Source organism: Chryseobacterium sp. DZ-32 (assembly GCF_059587025.1).
Window position 1 is genome coordinate 1 of sequence record NZ_JCAIOM010000004.1, and the last position, 16,812, is coordinate 16,812.

Here is a 16,812-nt window from a genome sequence, read left to right on the forward strand (position 1 = left end):
AAAGCAACGCTAAATTTTTCCTTTCTATACATAAAAAAATGCCCCTAAAAAGTGTCTAACTTTTTGGGGGCAGTCCAAATCAATACAGGACTTTTATTTTATAAGAAAGGAAAACAATCTTGGGTTCTAAAAGAGAAGTTATAGGCAGACTATAATAACTTTCAGCCTCATTCTTTCAGCTTCCCGCTTTTATAATTCTAATTTTTCACGACATATCCGTCCTGGCGAACAATTTCACGGTCATTCGCATCATTTACAACTAATGTATAAGGTGCTTTTTTCGGAGAATCTGTAAGATAATTTCTCCAGATCTGATAGCTGTGCCCTTCATTGTTGAATTCGATATAATAATTTCCTCCTGTACCGTCAGGAATCAGTTCACCATCGCTGATGATCATGCTTGGCTTAGCGGTGATCTTTGCATTGGCATTCCAGGACTGGTAAAGATATTTGCCATTCGGTTGTTTGTCGATTCTGATCTTGAACTTTTTGGTTTTAATAATAACAGTCTTTGGTACCTGCTGAAGGGCAGAAGAAGTTATAAAACCGTCTGTTTTCGGAGCGGGAACTTCTTTAGCCTGAACAAAAGAAAACTGGGCTAAACAGAAAGTCCCTAATAAAATATGCTTTATCATATTAAGTGGTTATTGGTTAACATTTCAGATTCTATCAAATATAAAGCCATATTTCAGCTGAATGTTCTTTTTAGGAACAAGTGCGTAAAGTTTATTACAATGATTTTTTAATTATAATAAATTTGTATGAGCTAAAAATAGATTAAAAATAATTATTTAAATATTTCTTTGAACTCATCTGTGTAAGATAACTTTTCATAACCTAAGTGCTTAAAATTTCCTTGAATGTAATTTTTTATCTGAAAATAATTTTTATGATAGAATTGTGATATTTTTACAACTTTATTTCCTTCTTTATACAAGTAAAGATATTCGTAAGTTCCTCCTTTACCTGTCAAATGGCTAAACTTCCAACCTTCAATTTCATGAGTTTTATAAGTTTTAGTTAGAAGTCCAAAAAATCTTCTCACAACAATAGTATCTTTATCGATTGTTATCTTGATACATTTTGTTCTTACTTCTCCAAAGAGTATTACAAACGAAAAAATAAGTATACTTGGGAGAAATATTCTTGGAAATACTGGAGTATTATAATTTTTTGTAATAAATATCCCGGGGATAATTGATATAATAATATATAAACAGGCAATCAACAATAAAGCTGGTAAAAAAGCTTTAAAAGTAAATTTTGTATTCATAATTACAAAATAGACCTCCTAATTTAATGTTCAGGTTTAATCTCAAAATTCTGTGTATAACTTGCAAAAGCATCTTCCAGGCTTTCAAATTTACCTTTGAATTCATCAATAGGGCAGTCCTGAAGAATATTTCCTTTATGGATAAGAATAACTCTTGAACAAAGAGCTTCCACTTCCTGCATGATGTGAGTAGATAGTAAAACAGTCTTTTGCTGTCCGATCTGTTTCACCACATTACGGATTTCAATAATCTGATTGGGATCCAGACCATTGGTAGGTTCATCCAGAATCAGCAGATCCGGCTGATGAATGATAGCTTGTGCCAATCCTACACGTTGCTTGTATCCCTTAGACAACTGTCCGATTTTTTTTGATTTTTCCGGAGTAATTCCTACGAGTTCAATCACTTCATCTACTCTGGATTCTGAAATTTTGTGGATATTGGCTACAAACTGAAGGTATTCTTTCACGTACATCTCCAGATAAAGCGGATTATTCTCCGGAAGAAAACCTATTTTCTTTTTGCTTTCAATCTCATGATCTGAGATATTCATTCCATTAAAAATAATTTCTCCCTGATCAATTTTCAGCGCACCGACAATAGATTTCATCAGGGTAGATTTTCCGGCACCATTTGGGCCAAGAAGACCGATGATTTCATTTTTATCAATAGAAATGTTGATGTTGTCAAGAGCAGTCTGTTCACCAAATTTTTTGGTTAAATTGATTATCTGAAGCGGCATAAATTGTAATGTCTTTCTGCAAAAATAAAATAAAAAAACTCATCCGATAGAATGAGTTTAGCAATATTTATAAAATATAATTATTTTCTTGATTTTTTCTTGGCTCCGCCAGATGCCGGAGTTGCTGTAGAAGCAGTGTTGGTGGCTCCTTTTACTGCTGAAGGGTTTATACCGGAAGGTTTGTCATACATGGCATACTTTCCATTCGTTCTTCCAAAAATTTTCTCCACCTGTTTTTGGGTTAAAAACTGTGATTTTCCAATGTATTTCCGGTTCTTGTTGATCACCTGAATAAACTGCATGGTCTGCTGCCCATAGTTTTTTTCATAATGAAGCTCTATGATATCATTAGGCAGTTCCAATATAATATTTTCTTCTGGAGTGGAAATAAAACCATCCATAATCAGTTTATAGAGCCCGGCAACATCTCCATTAAGGTTCTGGAATGAAAAAGACCGGATTGTATTCAGGTTGCTGGTGTTCAGATCCTGGTAGTTCACTGTAAATTTATCTTCCTTTTTATATAGACCAACGGAATTATCTTTACCAATTTCCACCAAACTTTCATTTTTCAACACTTTGATCTGTGAGAAAACTGAAATACCGAACATACATGTAATAAGTAGAATTATTTTTCTCATGGAATGAATTTTAATGTTTTATAACTTGGTGCACATAAATTTACTCATAAAAAAGCTAAAAAGCAATTTTAATTCGTTAAAGCAAAAGTAACATTTTTTTTTAATATTTATAAGAGATCATCTGCTGATGCTATGGGCTTCATTGTTTATATAAACGATTGTAAATCATGAAGTTTTATTCTCTTTTGTGAAAGTGTTGTTATTTTTGTTACATCAGGTATATAATTCTGAATATAATGTAATGTGTTGAAAAACAGATTGAAAATCCTTATGTAAAATTAAATTAAAAATTTATTAAAAATAAATGTTAAAAATGAGGTTTTGTGAATTAATCAATAAAAAAATATCAATGAGAAGCTATAGCTGTGAGAATTACATTCTTTATTGCAGCCTCTTTGAAACTCCAGTATTCGCTGTTTTCAGGCATCTGATTCTCAAGAATAATCAGGGTGGTATCAGTGGAAGGAAAATAAGTGTTAAGGCAAGTGAAACCATCACCAAGACCTGTGACTGCAAAATAATCCAGTCCTGCCTCTCTGATAAATCTTACATTATACCCGAATCCCATGCTTTCTTTTCCGAACACATTATGCTGAGAAGTGGTAGAAGGTGTCAGCATCAGCTTTTGAAATTCAGGAGAGAGAAGTTTTCCTTTAAATAAAGCCTGATCCCATTTTGCAAGATCCTGCACCGTAGAAATAATGCCTGCAGCAGGTGCTATCTTATCATTCAGGAAGGTTTCTTTTACTTTTTTAAACTGATTATTTTCATTCATATAACCTGCAACCAGAGATTGATTATTCTTTGTATTGTAAGCAAAAGTTTGATCCATTCTTAGTTTTTTGAAAAGAGAATTGGCTAATTCAGTAAAACTTTTTCCTGTTGTATTTTTAAGGATTTCACCCAGCATGATATAAGAAAGGTTGCCATATTTAAACTGAGTACCGGCTTTGAAAGCTGCAGGTTTTTCAAGATTGCTAATCCCGTGGGTATGGTTCAGAAGATGATGTACGGTAACTGTGTCGGCCCAGGTTTGGGTAAGAGAAGGAAGGTATTTTCTGATAGGAGTACGAAGGTTCAGCTTTCCCTGTTCGGCGGCCTGTAAAACCAATACTGCGGTAACCTGCTTAGAATTGGACATGATTTCAAACTGATCTCCTGTTTTCAAAAGAATTTTTTTATCAAAATCTTTGTAGCCATTGGATTTCAGATAGTGTACTTTTCCTTTCTGAGCCACCAAAACGACGCCATTGAAAGCTATCGGGTTGGGAGACGTTATAATACTGTCGATTTTATGAGTGTAAGCGTCTTGTTTCTGAGCTGCTGCGGCAACAGATAACAACGTAGAAAATACACTGGTGAAAAATAATTGTGTTTTGGTCATTACTTATTTTTTTGCTAAAAATTGAGATGTAAGAAAATTCTTATTGAATCTTTTGTAAATGGTTGTTTTTAAAGATTTGAGCTTCCAAATATATCTTTTTCCTTAGATTCTACAAGTAAATATTTGTCAATTAATATGAGTGAAAGCATAAACCAGTAAGATAAAAGTCTGTATTTTTAAAGTTGGTTTGAATTTATATGAGTAATAATACTCAAAAATGCTGATGATACTCTATCCGGAAATGTCAATAATCAACTAAATTTCTTTTTTATGGAAAATACAGAGCATAAGCATGGAGCATCTTCTTCCATGGAAGTTGAAAAGCATTCAAAACGTTCTTCCTCTACAATGTACGGACAATTTGTATTGATGGCTGTAGTGATGTTTTGTGCGATGTATATCATTATGTATGCTATGATAGACAGCCTGAAGAATCTTATTTCGAACATTAATAATCTATATATGGCTTTGTTGATGACTTCAGCGATGCTTCTCATTGAATTGTGGGTGATGCGAAAGATGTATACCAACAAAGCAATAAATTGGACTATAGTGATCATTGCCGTAATATCAGGTATTTTTTCCTGGTTCGGAATCAGAGAACAGATGAATGTTGATGACAGACAGTTTGTCAAAAGTATGATTCCTCATCATGCAGCAGCTATTTTAATGTCTCAAAAGGCTCATCTTACCGATCCGCAGCTGATTACCCTGCAGAAAAATATTCTTAAAACCCAATCCGAAGAAATCAAGCTGATGAAGCACAAACTCAGAGAATTTGAAAAAAGGTAGGGCAGGAATCTGAAATAACACGAATATAGATATACTGTTATTTTAATCAGAATATTTTAATAATTTAGTTTCCATGAAAATTAAAACTATTAGCCTTTCTATCATTTTTTTCACTATTATTTCCTGTAAAAAGGATAAAGAATATCCTAAATATGTTGAATTGGAATCGGGAAATGGAAGCTATTCACTTTTTATAAAAGATGGAAATTTTGAATTTTTAAAAACAGAATTTGTAAGCTATGATCATATGGTAACGGCTCCTTTTTCAGAAGGTAAATATAAGATATCAGGTGATGAACTGATTTTGAATAGTGATAAAGGAAAAAAATATATTTTCAAAATAGGGAATGATTCAGAACTGATCCCTGCAAAAATGGATTCCCTGAAAGATCTGAAAGGATTGTATCCTATTCAGATTCTTCATAATAATAAAATGCCGAAAGAAATGGGACGTCTGGATTCTTTAGGAAGAAAAAATGCGTTGTGGCTTTATTTTAATGAAAAAGGGAAGGTGATTAACCAGAGATTGTATAAAAATGGAGAGCTGGTAAAAGATCATTACAAGTCGGATATTGTAATAAAATAAAGAATAAGCAAGAGACTTGGAAATAAACAGTATGCAATTTTATCACAGATAAAATCCTTGCGCCTTATAGCAGTCTTCTTAATAGAATTTTGCGTCTTTGCGTTTTCCAATTATACCTTTCTTATTTGTGTGTGTTTGAAAACGAAAAACGCAAAGTTTTTTTAATTCCATAAATAATTTTAAGGTGAAAGAAGATCAAAGATTTTTAGCAAATGAAAGTCAAAAATATATCAGCACCTTACCTTAGTCAATAAAAAAAGGCGCCACTTACAAGTAAATGGCACCTCGTTACTGAATATATTTGAATGTAAAATTGTTTTTGGTTTATCTACTCATTCTGCTTGATTTGTGGGTTATTATTAATCTCTTTATTAGGAATCTGGAATCTGAATTTATCAGGAGTCAGGTTGAATCTTCCAAAAGTATGATTCGTTCCTGTGTATACCCTTTCTAAAGGGGTGTTTAATCTTTTCATATCAAACCAGGCGTAGCCTTCACCCCAAAGTTCTATTCTCTTTTGCAGGACAATTTCATTAATCAGCTCGCTGCCTGATTTCGTAGATAATGTGTAAGCCTGATCTCTTTTGGAGGTAATGTCAAATAATACCTGTCTTGCTTCGGCTTCTCTTCCTTGTCTGGCAAGAGCTTCCGCTTGTATATAATATAGTGAAGATGCTCTGATGTAAATATAATCTCCTTCAAAAAGCGTGGGATCTTTAAACTTCCAGCTTACGTAAGGCGGATAATTCTTCGTTTTTCCGTTGAATGTATATGCAGCATTCTGGTTTCCATTGAATACTTTTTTACGGTAATCCGTTGCCGGAATGGCTTCATAAAGACGCTTGTCAATCAGCTTACGGATCTGTGCGGCTCCGGCATATCCTTCATTCGTATTATCAAACATGGAGAAGAAAGAAGCATAATAATTTCCGATGCTCATTGTGGAAATGGTATTATGAAAACCCCATATTACCTCAGGATTATTGATATTGGAAAATCCGGTATTGGTATAATCATCCTCGGTCATCAGGGCAATTCCCTGCTTGCTTTCCTCAGCATATTTAGCCGCTTTGATATAATCTCCTGTTTCCAGAAATACTTCTGCGGCAATAGCTTTAGCAGTTCTTTCGTCTATCTGGGCTCTGGAAGGTCTGGTGTAAGTATCCAGAAGCGTTACAGATTCTTCTATATCTTTTTTGATTTGTGAATAGACCTCAGCAACTGTTGATCTCGGAAGTCCCTGACTTGGATTAGCTGCGGTAAGAACCAATGGAAGGCCGGGCTCAGACTGATGTCCGTTATAATCATTGGCATAAAAACGCACCAGATAAAAGTAGGAATAAGCTCTTAAAGCGAGCAGCTGTCCTGCAATGGCTCTGTTTTTTGCATTGGCATTTTTATCCAGACCATCCAGCAGCTTGTTGATTACGAATATTCTTGCATAAAAAGTAGTCCATACAATCTCAGAAGCAATATTACTGGCATTAGTGGCTTCATAATTATAAAACATTCCTAAATGCTGGTTGGTAGACTGGATCACATCATTAGACATCAGATCAGCACCTGCTTTAATTCCCATGATTCCGAAATCTGAGTGAACGGTGGTACCGCCTGCACCATTGCTTCGAAGATCAAGATAGATTCCACCCAGAATTTTTTCCGGACTGTTTGCATCGTTATTGAGCTGCTCCCCGGAAATATCCCCTTCCGGTAACGTATTGAGGTCATTGGCACAGCTGGTAGCCAAAAAACTTAGGGTTACAGCTGTTATAAAGTATTGTATTGTGTTCATTCCTGTTCTTTTAAAAGTTAAGTTTAAAGCCTAAAGAGACGCTTGACAACAGAGAATACCGGTACGAATCTGAAACTCCCGTCAGCGAAGCTCTCGGATCATAGCCTTTTCTCTTGGACCATAGGTACAGGTTGTTTCCTGTCACATAGATTTTCAAACCTGATAAGCCTGCCTGTTGTGCAAAACCATCGGGAAGCTGATAGGAGAGGGTTACGTCCTGAAGGCTGATATAATCCGATTTGATCAGATACAGCGTTGAATTTCCGTTCTGGTTTGTAGCGGTAAGATCTACTCTCGGTAAGGCAGCCGTTGGATTTTCCGGAGTCCAGGTTTTATCCAGATCTGTTGAATAGTTGGAACCATAGCTGTCAGAATGGAATAAGCTTCTGTAAATATCATCATAGCCATAGCCTCCGAACTGGTAAGCGAAATTCACTGCAAGATTAAATCTTTTAAAGCTGAAATCTGTTCCGAATCCTCCATATACCTTTGGAATAGCAGACTTTCCGGTGTTATAATCGGTGGCTTCCTTATAATTATTGGTCACTGTTCTTTCTTCCTTTTGGGTCGTTGGGTTGATGGTTGTGCGATACCATAAAGCATCACCGTTCTCAGGATTTACTCCGGCAAATTCTTTTAGGAAATAGGTGTAACGGTCTCCACCTTCTGTCAGGATAAATAAACCTGAAACAAGTCCTGTATTTCTTTGCTCAACCGGTAATCTGGTAATCTTATTTTTATAGTGAGTGGCATTCGCATAAAAACTCCACTGGAACTCATCACCGCGAAGAATATCTACATTGACATTCGCCTGAACACCTCTGTTGGTCATATCTCCGATATTTCCGTATTTCACATATGAACCCGCATTGGATGGAGGAAGAGGAAGAGCGTAAATCATATCCGAAACTTTTCTTTCAAAATAATCGGCATTCAGACTGATTCTGTTTTTTAAAAGTGAAATTTCAAAACCGGCATTCAGGTTTTTGGAGGTTTCCCATTTTAAATCCTTATTTCCTTGTTTTTTAAGCGACAGAACAGGTTTGTCGTCCCCGAAGTTGTTGATTCCGTAGATATCCTGATACGCATAATAATCTCTGCTGGAACCACTTAAAAGAATGTTGTCATTTCCCTGCTGCCCATAAGAAGCTTTTAATTTTAAAGCATTGATAATACGATTGTCTTTAAGAAAATCTTCCTTTGCGATATTCCATGCAAGTCCTAATCCATAGAAATTTCCCCATCTGCTTTCCGGAGAAAATACGGAAGAACCGTCTCTACGGATATTGGCATTAAAGAAATATTTTCCGTCATAATTATACAATAACCTCGTGAAATACCCTTCTACGGCATATTCATAACCGCTTCCGGATAAGTCGGTAATTTTTACGGCATTGTCAAATGACTGAGAGTCGGGTAGTAAAAGCTGCTGTTTTGATCCTGAGAATCCATCATCTTTTATTTTATTCAGTTCATGCCCTGCAAGGAGGTTGAAGCTGTGATTTCCCAGCTTTTTCTGGTAAGTAAGCAATTGCTGATGGTTCAGGGTATATTTAAAATTAGAACCTTGAGAAATTGTTCCTCCCACAGAAGATGAAGTTCCTCCTTCCGTATTTCCGAACTGCAGGTTTCTGGTATTTTCGAGATAAGCTCCGAAATTATAAGTGAAATCAAGTCCTTTGATGATTTCATAATTTAAACCCAGGTTCAGGTTGGTAATGTTACTGACAGTCTGTGACTTATCTTTCTGAAGGTTTCCTACAGGATTTTCAAACACAGCATAAGATCTTGTGGCACCGTTAGGTCCCTGGCCGTCTCCGTAGTCATATAGAGCATTTCCATAACTATCATAAAGCCTCTGGTAATTGTTATCTCTCAGGAAAACAGGATAGAAAGGAGCAATATTTCTGGCAAACTGGAAAGGGTTGGAAAAACCTCCGGTCTCCCCGAAATCCTGCTTACTGTAGGTATAAGATAAAGCACTGGTCAGCTTCAGTTTAGAGGTGATAGAGTAGTCCACATTAGACCTGATCCCGAACCTTTCAAAACCTGACGAAATCAGATATCCTTTATCATCCAGATAATTAAGGGAAGTGTACGATTTTACCTGATCACCATTGGCATTGATTCCCACTGTTGCTTCCCTTCTCAAAGCCGGTCTGAAAAGCAGCTTTTTCCAGTTGTCCTGGTAGAGCAGCTTTGCGTCGGGATTGAAAGAACCGTCCTTTGAAATTAGTTGATTAAAAGGAACGTTATATACATTATATCCCAGTTTGGTAAGAGCAGCAAGTCCCACATCATGAGGAGAAGGGCCTGAAGGAACAGCTCCCGGCTGTTTCAGTCTTGCAGTTTCGCCAATTCTTGCTCTGTTATAATAAGCGGTGTAATAATCCTGAGGAGAAGTAAAGACAGAATAATCCTCAATAGACCTGAAGTTAACCCCTGTTTTTACATCGGCCTCAATACTTACACCTTTACTTTTTCCTCTTTTGGTGTTCACAATAATAACACCATTAGCCCCTCTGGAACCGTATAAAGCATTCGAAGAAGCATCTTCAAGAAAAGAGATACTTTCAATATCCGATGCGGCAATACTGTTCAGGTTTCCGCTGTATGGAATGCCATCCAGTACAATTAAGGGGTCACTGGACGCGTTGATAGAGCCTATTCCTCTCATTCTGATGGTCGGCTGAGAGCCCGGCTGTCCTGAGGAAATCACCTGTACTCCCGCTACTTTTCCTCCAATTCCCTGAAGAATATTTCCGTTTTGAAGATTAGAAAGATCTTTAGCCTTCAGCGACTGTACAGATCCCGTGATTTCTTCTTTTTTCTGCTTCCCAAAAGCTACCACCACCACTTCTTTGATGGAAGTTTCTTTGGAAAGACTGTCTTTGCTTTGTGCAAAACCATATTCCGCGAACAGGAGTAAGGCCAATACACCAAGCTTGCATTGTTTCTTTTTCATTATATTAATCTAGGTTTAAAACTGAATTGTGTATTACTGCTGATCTCCCGGTAAAAAATGTGACTTTCCGCCTCCTTTTTTCAGGGAGGTTATAAAACGAATAGTAAAATTACAGGAGAGGTACCCGGATGAAAGAAGCCTTGAACTCTTTGGCTTTAATTCCTACAGTAATGAATGGATCTCTTAAAAAGTTAGCACATCATCATCATGCCCATCATATCAAAGCACATATCTTGAGAAATACATTGGTGCTGTGAAAGGGCAGACATTCCACAACAATTTTGCTGTGCAGGAGCTGCCACCGTAATGGTGCATAGGTAAGAATTAAAGGTATTCTTATTCATGAGAATAAAGTTTATGATTTTTTTTAACTGGGTCAAAATTATTTAATAAAAGGCGAACCCCTACAAAAAGGGAATATGAGATAAATCATACTAGTCTACCAAATTAGTAGGTTAATAGTTGGAATTTAGATTTTAATAAGATAATAAATTGATTATCAGTTCATTGGGTGAAGTGTTGCAAATGTTGAAAAATAATAAAAAAGTTAATTTTCAAGTGTGAATTAAAATTAAAACAAGAAGTCTATTTATTTTGTAGACTTTTTATTTATTTTATAGCTGTATTCCATGAAAATGAGGATTAGAAGCTTTATCCTGCTATCCGCTCATACTCCTCGCACCTGGCTGAATCCACTTTCTGCTGCGGGGTAACCGCTGCTATCAGGGCTAAGGATGATTTGAATTATAAGTGATAAATGATCAATGATCAATTATCAATCATAATATAAAATTATCCCAAACCTCTGTGTCAATCTGTGAGATCTGCGGTGATAACAAAAAAAGAAGTCCATCTTTCGATAGACTTCTTATGAAAACAAGATTAAAATATGGATTTATTCTTTCTTAATATCCGGAACTGCCAACGGAGCCTGATCCCAACCACCGCCAAGCGCTCTGTAAACAGCAACACTCGCTTTAAGTTGGTTCACTTTCTTCTCTACCAGCTCAAACCTGGATTCCAGAGCATCCCTTTGAGTCAGTAAAACTTCCATGTAATCAGCACGGGCATATTTGAACAGGTCGTTGGAAATATCTATAGACTTTGTTAAAGCATTCACTTCCTTCGTTTTGATATTCACACTGCTTTCCAGATTATGAATTTTAGATAATTGGTTTGCTACCTCAATATAAGCTCCCAAAACAGTCTGCTCATAATGATACACTGCCTGAATCTGTTTCGCATTGGCATTATTATAAGCCGCTTTAATCGCTCTTCTGTTGATCAGAGGTGCTGTAAGTTCTCCCGCAAGAGAAAACAGGAAAGACTGAGGTTTGATGATATACAGTGGATTAAAAGCCTGTAACCCGACTCCTGCAGAAAGATCAAGAGAAGGGTAGAACCTTGCTTTGGCCACTTTAATGTCAAGCCTGGCAGCGGCCAGTTCATATTCAGCCTGCTTGATATCCGGACGGTTTTCCAAAAGTTCAGAAGGAATTCCTCCATACACCGCTTGCGGAACAATAGAATCAAAAGAATTCTGACTTCTTTCCACGGGTTGTGGAAATCTTCCCACCAGATAGTTGATCCTGTTCTCCGTTTCAACTATCTTCTGCTGGATGTCATACTGCATTCCTTGGGTTTTCAGAACCTGGGCTTCAAATCTCTGTACTGCCAGTTCATTGGATCGCGCATTCTTTTTTAACTCTTTGATAATATCCAGCGCATCATTCTGAATTTTAATATTCTGATTCAAAATAACCAGCTCATTATCCAGTGCCAGCAGCTCATAATAAGAATCTGCAATCTCAGAAATAAGATGAGTCGTCATGAAGTTCTTTCCTTCAATGCTCGCGAGATACCTTTGTACCTGCGCTCTTGTGGCATTATGAAGTTTTCCCCAGATATCGGTTTCCCATTGTGCCTGGGCACCAACACCAAAGTCAAATAAAGGTTCAGGCATTTCTCTGCCGGGTTCTATTTCAGTATTGGCCTCCATGGCTCCGATATTGGTGTACCGGCTTACCTTGTCCACGCCAGCTCCGGCTTTTAAACCTACAGAAGGAAGATATTCCCCTTTCCTGGCTTTGATTTCATTTTTAGACATTTCAATTTCCTGAAGGACAATATTCAGTTCCTGATTATTCTGAAGGGCCTGACTAATCAGCTCCTGAAGATGAGGATCACTGAAATACTCATTCCATTTCATTTTTCCCGTATTGATAGTGTCGTTTTCTGCTGAACCGTATTTTTCAGGGACGATTTTATTTTCAGCACGCTGTGCTATTTCTATAGGTTTACAGGCAGTAAGGCTTAATAAGACGACTGCCAGACCTGCATATTGATATATTTTTCTTTTATTCATAATGGATCATGTCTTCGCTTAATGGAGATTCATCTTCGTCTTTGATCATTTTTTTACCATCAGACCACTTGGCAAATATGTAGTAAAGCCCCGGAATTACAATCACTCCGAATAGCGTTCCTATCAGCATTCCTCCCAGTGAAGATGCCCCAATGGTATGGTTTCCGATCGCTCCCGCACCTCTTGCAAAAATAAGCGGAACCAATCCTGCAATAAAGGCAAAAGAAGTCATCAGAATCGGTCTGAAACGGGCTTTGGAACCTTCTATAGCGGCTTCGAGAATAGAATCTCCTGCCTGACGTCTTTTCACGGCAAATTCTACAATAAGTACTGCGTTTTTACCCAGTAATCCGATAATCATGATCAATCCAACCTGTGCGTAGATGTCATTTTCAAGTCCCATTGCTTTTAATAATAAGAAAGATCCGAAAACTCCCACCGGTAAAGAGCAAAGTACCGCAAACGGAATCAGGAAACTTTCATATTGAGCCGCCAGAACCAGATACACGAATACCAAAACAACAAGGAAGACATAGATCGCTTCATTACCACGTTGTGCCTCATCATAAGACAACCCTTCCCATGCCACTTTATATCCGTGAGGAAGTGTTTTGGCCGCGGTTTCATTGATGGCCTGAATAGCATCTGCCGTTGTATAGCCTGCAGCCGGAAGACCACGGATTGCTGCGGAATTGTACATGTTGTAACGAGTGATTTCGTTCGGTCCCTGTGTCTTTTTCATCGTCATAAATGCTGAATAAGGCACCATTTCATCACGGTCATTCTTCACATACAGGTTCATAATATCCGTAGGAAGCCTTCTGAATTCCGGAGACGACTGCACATACACCTTGAAGAACTGCCCGAAACGGATAAAGCCCTGTTCATAGGTACTACCGATCAGAATATTGAGGTTGTCCATCGCTTTTCCGATAGAAACTCCTTTCTGCATCGCTGCATTATTATCAAATACCAGTTCATACTGAGGATAATTGGCTGCAAAGAAGGTGAATACTCCTGAAAGTTCCTTACGTTTTTTAAGCTGTGCAATGAAATCTTTATTGGCTTTATCAAATTCCTGATAATCAGTCGTTCTGTTCAGGTCAAGAAGTCTCATAGAGAAACCTCCCGAAGATCCGAATCCTGGTACAGCTGGTGGTTCAAAGAACTCAATGGTAGCACCAAGGTCTTTTGATTTTTCTTCCAGCTCTTCCATGATCTCCTTCACAGAATGATCACGGTCGTTCCAGCTTTTAAGGTTGATCAGACAGGTTCCTGCATTCGATCCACGGCCTTCCGTCATGATTTCATATCCTGCCAGTGATGATACAGATTCCACACCGTCTACTCCCATACAGATTTTCTGTAACGTTCTTGAAACCTTATTCGTCTGCTCAAGGGTAGAACCCGGAGGAGTCTGGATGATGGCATAGATTGTTCCCTGGTCTTCATTCGGGATAAACCCTCCCGGAAGAACTTTATTGATCATAACAATTCCGGCACAGAATGCGATCAGAATTCCCCAAGTTACCACCTTTCGGCTTACGATTTTTCTAAGGAATGAAGCATATTTTCCGGTTACTTTATCAAAACCGCTATTGAATGAATCTAAAGCTTTGGTGAAAATATTGACTTTTTTAGGCTTTCCATGGTGGTTTTTCAATAACATTGCGGCCAAAACAGGAGTCAGCGTAAGGGCTACTACCGCTGAAATCACAATAGAACTCGCCATAGTAATCGAAAACTGACGGTAGAAAGTTCCCACCGGACCTGTCATAAATGAAATAGGAATGAATACGGCTACCATCACGGCTGTAATGGCAATAATAGCTCCGGCAATTTCACCCATCACTTCTTTTACCGCTTTATAAGGCGAAATATTACTGTCTTCCATTTTGGCGTGAACGGCTTCTATCACTACAATAGCGTTATCAACCACAATACCGATGGCCAGTACCAAAGCAAAAAGAGTAACAAGGTTGATGGTTAACCCAAAGAATTGGATCACAAAGAATGTTCCGATCAAAGAAACCGGCACGGCAATAATAGGAATCAAAGTAGAACGCCAGTCACCAAGGAAAATGAAAACCACGATGGCCACAAGGATAAACGCATCTCTCAACGTATGCATTACCTGTTCGATAGAAGCATCAAGGAATTGGGAAACGTCATAACTGATTTTATAATCAACACCCGGAGGAAAGTTCCCTTTCATTTCTGCCAGTTTTGCTTTCACATCTCTGATCACGTCATTGGCATTACTTCCGTAATTCTGTTTTAAAACGATAGATGCGGAAGGATGCCCGTCAAGATTGGAATAAATATCAAAGAATTCACTTCCCAATTCTACTTTGGCAATATCTTTTAGCTTTACATTTTCTCCTTCGGCATTGGAACGCACGATAATATTTTCATATTCTTCCGGTTTGTTGTATTGTCCTTTATAAGTCAGTACATATTCCAGTGACTGTGCTGCAATACCGGAACTTTGTCCGATTCTTCCCGGGCGTCCGATGATACTTTGTTCGCCGATAGCTTTCATTACCTCATCTACAGAGATGTCATAAGCACGCATACGGTCAGGGTTCAGCCAGATACGCATGGCATATCTTCGACTTCCCAGGATCTGAGATTTTGCAATTCCGTGGATGCGGTTAATTTCCGGGATGATATTCACCATTGAGTAGTTGTACAGGAATTTTTCATCCATACTTTTATTCGTGCTGTAAAGGTTCACGTACATCAGCATACTGGGCTGAATCGGGTTTACAACAACTCCTTCTTTCTGTACCAGTTCCGGTAATAAAGGCATTACCTGGTCTACTCTGGTTTTTACCAGAACTACCGCTTCATTGGGATCGGTTCCGGGATCAAAGACAACGTTCACCGTAGCTTCCCCGGCACTGGTAGCATCGGTGGTGATATAACGCATTCCCTGAACTCCATTGATGGCATTTTCAATTGTAATCAAAGATGATTTTACCAATACATCTGCACTCGCGCCGGGATAGGCAATAGAAACGGCTACTGTGGTAGGGGCAATTTTTGGAAACTGTTCCGTAGGAAGCTGCTTCATAGCAATCCCTCCCATAAACAGGATCACAACCGATATCACAATGGCGAAAACCGGTCGGTGTATTACTTTTTTAAACATAATGCTGCTTTTGGGTTACTCGGCGTACAGATCCAGGTTCGACATTACTTTTTCAGGCTTTTGGTATTTTGAACTGATCTTTTGATTTTCCTGTACCATTCTAAGACCTTCCAAAAGGATTCTGTCATCCTTTCCAAGTCCTGACGCCACTACATAAATATGCGGTAATTCGGCAGCCACTTTTATTTCTCTTGCATGTACTTTACCATCTTTACCGATCACATAAACATATTTCTTTTCCAGTTCCTCGAAAGTCGCTTTCTGTGGAATCATCATTGCATTGGCATAAGGTGAGGTGATAACGATGTTTCCGGTTTCACCATATCTCAACAGTCCCTTCGGGTTCGGAAAAGTAGCCCTGTAAGCAATATTTCCGGTTTCATTGTCAAAATCAGACTCTATGGTTTGTACGATACCGTCTTGTGTAAACTCTTTGCCATTGGCCATTCTTAAACGTACATGCATTGGATTATTATCCTTTTTGGCATCCATCTGATTAAGATATTCAGCTTCCGGTACATTGAAATATACCCACATTTTGCTGTTGTCGGAAAGTTCAGTTACAAGCTCGCCTTCATCTACAAGGCTTCCTTTACGTACGTGTAGCTTTCCTACAATTCCATTGAAAGGAGCACGGATTTCGGTAAATTTTAAATGGGTATTCATTGAAGCAAGTTCGGCCAGTGCTTTTTCATACCTTGCTTTAGCCATAGCCATTTCCTGAGGGGCAACAATGTTTTTGTCAGAAAGGTTTTTGGTATTCTGATATTCGATTTGCGCGTATTTGGATTCCGCTTTGGCACGGTTTACATCAGATTCATAAAGATTAGGCATGATTTTGAACAGCAGCTGCCCTTTTTGTACAAACTGCCCTTCATCTACATAAATAGACTGGATGTATCCTTTTTCCTGAGCTCGAAGCTCAATATGATTAATAGAACGGATTTGCGCAACATAATCTTTGTTCACCAAAGTATCTTTGATAAGCGGGCTTGTTACGTTGAATGACGCTGCTTCTGTTTTTTCCTTTTTTTCAGATTGACAGCTTACAAACAAGAGAATAAGGCACAAGTTGATATACATGAGACTTTTCTTGACCATGATAATATATTGTTTT

General features: G+C 38.0%; 12 protein-coding genes. 2 read left to right on the forward strand and 10 right to left on the reverse strand.

Going from position 1 to position 16,812, the window contains the following annotated elements; genetic code table 11:
• Window positions 1-197: 197 nt before the first annotated feature.
• The 5 genes from AC59HC_RS05245 to AC59HC_RS05265 all read right to left on the reverse strand — a co-directional run bounded on the left by AC59HC_RS05245 (window position 198) and on the right by AC59HC_RS05265 (window position 4,041).
• On the reverse strand, window positions 198-635 hold the full coding sequence (locus AC59HC_RS05245; RefSeq protein WP_343639105.1) for a hypothetical protein: 438 nt from the start codon (window positions 633-635) through the stop codon (window positions 198-200).
• A gap of 152 nt (window positions 636-787) precedes the next feature.
• Complete coding sequence (locus AC59HC_RS05250; protein WP_343639103.1) at window positions 788-1,273, reverse strand: hypothetical protein; 486 nt, start codon at window positions 1,271-1,273, stop codon at window positions 788-790.
• Window positions 1,274-1,296: 23 nt separating this feature from the next.
• Window positions 1,297-2,016 carry an ABC transporter ATP-binding protein gene (locus AC59HC_RS05255; protein WP_110010464.1) on the reverse strand — a complete coding sequence of 240 codons (720 nt, stop codon included), beginning with the start codon at window positions 2,014-2,016 and terminating at the stop codon, window positions 1,297-1,299.
• 80 nt (window positions 2,017-2,096) lie between these two features.
• A complete protein-coding gene (locus AC59HC_RS05260; RefSeq protein ID WP_110010465.1) occupies window positions 2,097-2,657 on the reverse strand; it encodes a hypothetical protein in 561 nt (186 codons plus the stop codon).
• A gap of 346 nt (window positions 2,658-3,003) precedes the next feature.
• Window positions 3,004-4,041: a serine hydrolase domain-containing protein gene (locus tag AC59HC_RS05265; RefSeq protein ID WP_395974355.1), complete on the reverse strand. Its 1,038-nt coding sequence runs from the start codon at window positions 4,039-4,041 to the stop codon at window positions 3,004-3,006.
• A 270-nt stretch (window positions 4,042-4,311) separates the two neighbouring features.
• Between AC59HC_RS05265 and AC59HC_RS05270 the strand changes: the two genes are divergently transcribed.
• Window positions 4,312-4,833 carry a DUF305 domain-containing protein gene (locus AC59HC_RS05270; RefSeq protein ID WP_202839300.1) on the forward strand — a complete coding sequence of 174 codons (522 nt, stop codon included), beginning with the start codon at window positions 4,312-4,314 and terminating at the stop codon, window positions 4,831-4,833.
• Window positions 4,834-4,906: 73 nt separating this feature from the next.
• A complete protein-coding gene (locus AC59HC_RS05275) occupies window positions 4,907-5,419 on the forward strand; it encodes a hypothetical protein (RefSeq protein WP_496558110.1) in 513 nt (170 codons plus the stop codon).
• Between the two features lie 328 nt (window positions 5,420-5,747).
• Here AC59HC_RS05275 and AC59HC_RS05280 read toward each other — a convergent pair whose 3' ends face one another.
• The 5 genes from AC59HC_RS05280 to AC59HC_RS05300 all read right to left on the reverse strand — a co-directional run bounded on the left by AC59HC_RS05280 (window position 5,748) and on the right by AC59HC_RS05300 (window position 16,796).
• Entirely contained in the window at window positions 5,748-7,211 is a 1,464-nt protein-coding gene (locus tag AC59HC_RS05280; protein WP_496558111.1) for a RagB/SusD family nutrient uptake outer membrane protein, read from the reverse strand.
• Window positions 7,212-7,221: 10 nt separating this feature from the next.
• Window positions 7,222-10,176, reverse strand: a complete 2,955-nt coding sequence (locus AC59HC_RS05285; protein ID WP_496558112.1) for a SusC/RagA family TonB-linked outer membrane protein — start codon at window positions 10,174-10,176, stop codon at window positions 7,222-7,224.
• Window positions 10,177-11,071: 895 nt separating this feature from the next.
• Window positions 11,072-12,541 carry a TolC family protein gene (locus tag AC59HC_RS05290; protein ID WP_496558113.1) on the reverse strand — a complete coding sequence of 490 codons (1,470 nt, stop codon included), beginning with the start codon at window positions 12,539-12,541 and terminating at the stop codon, window positions 11,072-11,074.
• Window positions 12,534-15,695 (reverse strand): efflux RND transporter permease subunit, encoded by a 3,162-nt coding sequence (locus AC59HC_RS05295; protein WP_496558114.1) that lies wholly within the window; start codon window positions 15,693-15,695, stop codon window positions 12,534-12,536. Before AC59HC_RS05295 ends, AC59HC_RS05290 begins: the two co-directional genes overlap by 8 nt.
• Before the next feature lie 15 nt (window positions 15,696-15,710).
• Window positions 15,711-16,796, reverse strand: coding sequence for an efflux RND transporter periplasmic adaptor subunit (locus tag AC59HC_RS05300; protein ID WP_110010473.1), 1,086 nt, complete (start codon window positions 16,794-16,796; stop codon window positions 15,711-15,713).
• Between the last annotated feature and the right edge of the window lie 16 nt (window positions 16,797-16,812).